This is a genomic window from Myxococcus vastator, assembly GCF_010894475.1.
GTDB lineage: Bacteria > Myxococcota > Myxococcia > Myxococcales > Myxococcaceae > Myxococcus > Myxococcus vastator.
Genome location: NZ_JAAIYB010000480.1, coordinates 1 through 6,150, shown reverse-complemented (window position 1 = coordinate 6,150; position 6,150 = coordinate 1). Strand labels below are relative to the sequence as shown.

The 6,150-nt window shown below is 65.8% G+C and carries 5 protein-coding genes and 1 pseudogene; 5 read left to right on the top strand and 1 reads right to left on the bottom strand.

Annotation, left to right across the window (positions count from 1 at the left end):
- The 4 genes and pseudogenes from G4D87_RS31840 to G4D87_RS31825 form a co-directional block, all read left to right on the top strand.
- Positions 1-632 (top strand): annotated as a pseudogene (locus tag G4D87_RS31840) (mevalonate kinase family protein); the annotation flags it as partial.
- A 119-nt stretch (positions 633-751) separates the two neighbouring features.
- Entirely contained in the window at positions 752-1,342 is a 591-nt protein-coding gene (locus G4D87_RS31835) for a hypothetical protein (protein ID WP_240358774.1), read from the top strand.
- A 65-nt stretch (positions 1,343-1,407) separates the two neighbouring features.
- Complete coding sequence (locus G4D87_RS31830) at positions 1,408-2,013, top strand: DUF2247 family protein (RefSeq protein ID WP_240358773.1); 606 nt, start codon at positions 1,408-1,410, stop codon at positions 2,011-2,013.
- 48 nt (positions 2,014-2,061) lie between these two features.
- Positions 2,062-2,442 carry a hypothetical protein gene (locus G4D87_RS31825; protein WP_163786452.1) on the top strand — a complete coding sequence of 127 codons (381 nt, stop codon included), beginning with the start codon at positions 2,062-2,064 and terminating at the stop codon, positions 2,440-2,442.
- 368 nt (positions 2,443-2,810) lie between these two features.
- Here G4D87_RS31825 and G4D87_RS31820 read toward each other — a convergent pair whose 3' ends face one another.
- Positions 2,811-5,081, bottom strand: coding sequence for a pyridoxal phosphate-dependent decarboxylase family protein (locus G4D87_RS31820; RefSeq protein WP_240358772.1), 2,271 nt, complete (start codon positions 5,079-5,081; stop codon positions 2,811-2,813).
- A 247-nt stretch (positions 5,082-5,328) separates the two neighbouring features.
- Here G4D87_RS31820 and G4D87_RS31815 point away from each other — a divergent pair.
- A partial coding sequence (locus G4D87_RS31815; protein WP_338045012.1) for an ArnT family glycosyltransferase occupies positions 5,329-6,150 on the top strand: 822 nt, incomplete at its 3' end.

Genomic DNA, 6,150 nt, shown 5'->3' with positions numbered 1-6,150 from the left:
GCGGGAAGGGCAGCGGCGGGGATGTGGCGACGAGCTTCGCCGGAGGCGTGCTGCGCTACCGTCGCTACGACGTGGCGCCGTTGATTGAGGCGAGCAATACCGGACGGCTGCGCGCGGCGCTGGCGGAGTCTCCGTCGGTGGACGTGTGGCGGCTGCCTTCGCCCCGGGTGTCCATGGCGTATGCCTTCACGGGCGAGAGCGCCTCGACGCGGGTGCTGATTGGTCAGGTGGAGGCGCGGCTGGAGGAGGCGGGCCGCCGGAGCTTCGTGGAGCGCTCGGACACGCTGGGCCACGCGATTGAGGACGGGCTGAGCGGCGGTGACTTCCGGGCCTTCTCCGCGGCCGTGAAGGCGCAGCACGCGCTGCTGCTGGAACTGGGGCCGCTGGAGACGGAAGGCATGCGCCGGGTACTGGCGCTGGCGGCAGCGTATGGCGCCGCAGGCAAGTTGTCCGGGGCGGGTGGCGGGGACGGCTGCATTCTGTTCGCACCGGATGCGCAGGTGCGTGCGGAGATGTGCAAGGGATTGGAAGCCCGAGGCTTCCACACGCTGCTTCTGGATGCGGAACCCGGCGTGCGTGGCGAGGCCCAGGTGGCGCCCCGGTTGCGGACCTGGGTCGACGCTCTAATCTGAACACCTGTTTTCGATGACTCGCCAGCTCTCTGTCTTGCGGCCCAATGCAGGGGAAATTGACCTGGCAATGAAGTTGCTTGGCGCAGAGGACCTCTTCGTTACTGGACACTGAGCGAAATATGAGCGAGCGGATTGTCGCGCTATATCGTTTCGGGGTTTCTGAGCAGGTTGTTACTGGACTCAGGAGCGTACTCCATCGCGCAGGAGCTTCTTTGGCGCGTCCCCAGGATGGGCGCACCTTTATCATTGATGCAGAAGGGGAACAGATTCCCTCACCGGAGACTTCCCTGCTGCGGCTCCTTCGAGAGCAGCGTGAAGTTGCTTTCCAGTGGTGGCTGGGCGCTCAGGAGGACATTTACTGTCGTGTCCGAGTCATGGGGGAGGTCATTGTCGTGGAGTTTGGGCTTGAGGGGACGTCGCCACAGGACCGAGCTCTCGTTGGAGAAGTGCTCCTGGAGTATGTCCGCAACGAGCGTGAGCATGTCATCGCGTTCATTTATGACCCCGAGGGGGTGACTGAAGATCGCGACTGGGACGATCACTTCGTGCGAGGTGAACTCATTGACTGGCGCTACTCTGACGTCGGATTCCCAGATGTGTTGGTGGTCCGTGAGACGATTCAGTTTCGTCTGAAGAACGCTCCAAGGAATGTCGAGCGAGTCGCGGATGATGGACTTGTCGTCATGACGTGGAGGCCCTCTGGCGCGTAGGTGCCCGGACGATTACTGCCTTGCGGGTGAGCGTTTGACGAGGGGCAAAACGGAAGCGTAGCACGATGAGTGGGATTTCCCTGTCGCGGCGCGAGTCGCAGGTGGATTTCGTGGCTGGCAACGCCGAATCAGAACGCAAGGTGAGGGCGCCAATGGATTTGGTAAAGCTCGGCATTCCCTATGGGTTCCTTCGGGAGAGGACGCGGCTTACTTGGCGCGAGGTTCTTTTCGGCATGGACAACGAGCTCTTGTCTTCCGAGGTGCCGGTCGAAAAAGCTGTCGAGCAGCTCGGCATCGAAGATGGGCCTGCGCGGGCGCTCGTTGATCTGGCGGGCCTGGAGCCGTGGAGGTCGCCTCGTGACTACGTGGGGGCACTCGCGGATGCCGAGGCAAGGCAGGACGCCGAGGCGATAAAAGGCAAGTGGCTCTACCTCGTGTTGGATTGGGTGTTCATCAACAGGGAGCACTTCGCTGATCCGCTGGAGATGGTCGAGAAGATCTATGCCGATTTTGGGTACCCAGAGCGTATCGCCCGGTTCATCCGATACATGCCTTCTGACGAGCCCGATCTTGGTAGCCGCGAGTTGAACGAGCAGAGGCTCTACGGCCAGTGGAAGAACTGTTTGGACGAGCTGTCGGTCGAGTATTCTCCCCGCGGTGCTGGTACCTGAGGAGGAGCGCGTGAGAGACAGCGCCGTCATCGATCGCGGGTGGGGCCCATGAGCACTTTCGAGGGGGCGCGAGCACTTGATGAGATTGCACGACAATGGGCGCTGCATGACGGGAGGATTCTGTCGATAACGGCGCGCGTCGCAGCTGTCAGTGGAGTGCGACTGGAACTCGTGTGCTCCCCTCGACCAGAAAGCCCCGTGGCAGAGTTGCGCATCCTCTTTTCGGAAGTGACCCGGCTCGAATTCCGATGGTCTGAGGACCAGGAGTTCTATTTCGTTCCTGGTTACAAGGCGCTCATTCAGTCATCGGGAATGGTCTATTTCTCCCTCGACCCATACGACGATACGGTCGCGGCGATCGACCCGAGGGATGCCAGCGTCATCGAGGCGCACGGACTCCTTGCTGACTTCGTGATGAAGTCTGGCTGATTGGTACTGCTTTCCAGTGCTCCAGGGCGCCAGGGAATCGCATTCTCGGCTGCACATGTTGCGCAGAGGCACCCGGCCGTGGGCTGCGCGGTGGGGATTCATGCAAAAACCGTCAATGACTGTCGTGATGTTGTGCGGAACACTTGTTGCTGGGTGCAATGGAGGAGAGGAGGAGAAGCCGGATCTCGTCGCGGCTTCGATCTCGCCCTCGAGCCAGGCGGTCGTCTCCTCGGCAGTCGAGGCGTCGCTCTTGTGCGTCGAGACGTACGTCCATGCGGGTACGTTGGCCGGACGCCTACACCTCATCTCTCGCGGCGGCATGTGGCTCCGCGAGAGATGGGCACAACCCCGGTCGTGTCCGCGGCTCGTCAGCGGTGGCGCTTCGATGCCGTCCCGCGCATCTCGTTGAGCGCGTCCTCCACGGCCGCGCGCAGCTCCTCGATGATGGTGTCGAGGAACGGCCGGCGCTGGAGGTCTTCGGTAATCCAGGGGTCCATGATGACGGAGCGCAGCACGGTGATTCGGCCCTCCTCGCCACGCCCCGAGGTCGCGCCGCTTCCCAGCAGGCGCGTCTTGTAGTCATCGAAGAACTTCTTGCCGTAGTCCTCCTCGATGAAGTCCGTGGTGCTCACCAGGAGCCGGTAGCCGTAGATGTCGCGGCCGTCGGCTTTGACGCCCAGACGCTCGTAGATCTTCCGGTTGAAGGTGTTCGCCTCCTCCAGGCTCGGATTGAGGCCCTGCCCGGAGGTGAAGTTGAAGGCGTAGGTGAGGATGTTGAGGTCCGCGCCCGTCTCGCGCAGCAACTCCAGTTCCTCCTCCCCCGACGCGGTGAGGAGCTTCTCCTGCGGCACGCCCATGATTTGATGCCGCAGGGTCTCCAGCGCCTGCTGCTCTCCGCCGTACTTGCGCTTGAGGGGCTCGGAGAGCTTGAAGCGCGGGCCCGGCACCACGACGTAGTCACTGGCCGCGGAGTTCATCATCAGCAGCCGGGCGTGGAACAGCTTGCAGTTGTAGAGCGCCCTCCCGAGGATCTTCCCGTAGCCCCGCTGGTCTGGTGGGACGACGGCATGGCTCAGGTACACGCCCGCCGCCGCGGCGCCGGGCTTGGAGCCCTCGATGCCGTACTTGCCCACGGTGAGGTCCTCCTGGCTCCCCGCCGTGTTGATGTAGGGCGCTTCGAAGGCCACCAGGCTGCGCATGGACTGATTGCGGTAGCACAGGGCTCCAGCGGGGTAGGGCAGGTAGCCCGTCTTGTGCGGGTCCACGGTGATGGTGTCCGCCTCGGGGAGCGCCTCGAACTGCTGCGTCACGTACCGGCTCAGGGGCAGCACCGGCGCGGGCGGGCCCGCGCGGCTCTTGTCGGTGCTCGGCGGCGCGCGCAGGAGCGAGGCGAAGTACCCGCCCCAGGCCGCGTCCGCGTGCACGCAGAACGACATGCCCTGCGGATGGTACTTCTGCCGGCGGAGCGCCAGCACGGACGCGAGCGGGTCCACCAGCCCCTCCTCCGTCGTCCCCATCACCGCCGTCACCGCGATGACGGGCTGCCGGTCCGCCTTGCACTGGTCCAGCCGCGCCTCCAGTGCCGACGCGTCCATGCGCCCCTCTTCATCCAGGGGGATGCTGAACATGTGGTCCGCGCCGATGCCCAGAATCGCCGCCGCCTTGGGGAGCGAGTAGTGCTTGGAGCCGGGGACCATGAACACGGGGGCCGGGATGTCCCCCAGGTAGCGGCGGGTGAACTCCACGAGCCCCAGGTCCTGAAGCATGTAGTTGCCCACGCGCGCCGTCAGCGTCTCCACCGGAATGGAGAACTCCTCCTGGATGCGGGTGGGGATGCCCAGCACCTCGTCCACGTCCAGGTTCAACGCCTGCCACGCATCCAGGTCGAGCAGGCGCGCCCGGGTCCCCGAGGGCAGCGTCACCTGAAGCGACTTCGCCGCGGCCAGCGCGGACTCCCGCTGGATGGCCTCGCGCAGGGACAGGGGATAGAACTTCAGGTTTCGCGCGGCCCACATCGCCTCGATGTTGGCGGTGGTGCCACCGCTGGTGAGGTGACTCCAGGGGCGGATGTCGCCCTTCTGGGTGTAGCCCACCATCCGGCACAGGTCCTCGCCGGCCCGGACCTCCAGCACCGTCGTCAGCGGCGAGGCCTCCAGCGCGACGTTGTTCTGATTGTAGAGCATCGCCGCGAAGTAGCCGGCCATGCCCGGGAGCGTCTGGTCCCAGGTCATGTGGCCCTGGTAGCGCATGCTGAAGAACGGCGCGGACTTCTTCAGCTCGGCCAGAAGGTTGTTGAACTCCGTGTGCAGCGTGTCGAGCGCCCGGAGGTAGCCCGGATCTCTCTTGATGCTCTGGGTGATGGCGGGAGGGTCCATCGGGTGGAAGTTCCGGCGCCAGAAGGCGTGGTCCCTCAAGGCCTCCAGCACCAACTGCTCGAAGACGTCCGCGTTCTCCGCGCGGGGCCCCAGGAACCACGCCTCCACGTCCCGCCCGTCCTCGATGGGGGCTTCCCTGCCGTGGGTTGACTCCCACAGCAGCTCTCGGTGCGCGAGCTGGTTGGTCTTCAGTCGCTCGCGCAACGCCTGCTTCAATTCATCCAGGGCACGACTCGAGTAGTCCGGCTGGGACTTGTGGGCCATGTGGGGCTCCTTGCGTCAGGGAAAGACCATGGCCAGACACAGGGCGTGGGCGGGCGGCCACGGTCGCGCCAGATATACCTGACGCACCCTCAATCCCTCTCGTCATGTCGCGCGGCTGTCGGTTCATGACAGTCATCAGCCCTCCGGGGCGGTCCATCCCGCCCGGCCCGCGGGACTCCGCGCTGGGCTGGAGGTGCCAACGTCTCGTGCTCGACACTCTCGTGGGCCTCTGGTACGCGCTGCGCCGGTGCGCTCCGACCGGTTCCTGAAAGCCATATCAAGCACGGCCCAGCATCCATGGGCGCCTTGGCTCCTCATCGGCGCGGGGGCGTGGCTGCTGCGCGTCGCGGGCTTCTTCCACCGGGGTGGTGCCCTGGGCTACCCGGTGGACTACGACGAGGGCGTCTACTTCAGCGCCGCGGCGCTGTTGACGCACGGGGTGTTGCCCTACCGTGACTATTTCTTCGTCCACCCGCCCGGCATCGTGGTGCTGCTGGGGCCGCTGGCCGCGCTCGGCGGGCGCGTTGACGCGGCCACGGCGTTCTCGGTGGTGCGTGGGTTCATCCCGCTGCTCGGGGCCCTGAGCGCGGTGCTGTGTGGCCGCATCGTTCAGGCGCGCTGGGGAACGCGCGCGGGAGTCGTGGCGGCGCTCGTCTATGCCCTCTCCCCGGAGGCGGCGGCCACGGAGCGGGGCCCCTTCCTGGAGCCAGCGCTGAACCTCGCCTGTCTGGGGACGGCGTGGGTGTTGCTACGCCCCGCGGACACCGGACGGGCGTTGCGCCGGGATGTCTGCGCGGGCGTCCTGCTCGCGACCGCGTGCGCCATCAAGCTGACCGCGGGGGTGTGGGTGGTCGCGGTGGCGTGGGCGTTGGGAGGAGCGGGTGACCTCAGGCGGGCCCGCCGAGTGATAGGCGTCGCCGCTTTCACGGGGCTCCTGTGGGTGGGGCCTTTCCTCGCCGTCGCCGCGGGCCCGATGGTGGAGGGGCTCCTGCGCTTCCAACTGCAGCGGCCACCTGATGGGGAGCTGGAGCCGGTGCGCCGGCTGCTCACCATCCTGGGGGAGGGGCAC

What these genes read in the sequence shown, in the direction of transcription:
- G4D87_RS31830 (WP_240358773.1), top strand. Translation starts at nt 1,408, where the DNA reads ATGAGTGGGATTTCCCTGTCGCGGCGCGAGTCGCAGGTGGATTTCGTG.
- G4D87_RS31825 (WP_163786452.1), top strand. Translation starts at nt 2,062, where the DNA reads ATGAGCACTTTCGAGGGGGCGCGAGCACTTGATGAGATTGCACGACAA.
- G4D87_RS31820 (WP_240358772.1), bottom strand. Translation starts at nt 5,081, where the DNA reads ATGGCCCACAAGTCCCAGCCGGACTACTCGAGTCGTGCCCTGGATGAA.
- G4D87_RS31835 (WP_240358774.1), top strand. Translation starts at nt 752, where the DNA reads ATGAGCGAGCGGATTGTCGCGCTATATCGTTTCGGGGTTTCTGAGCAG.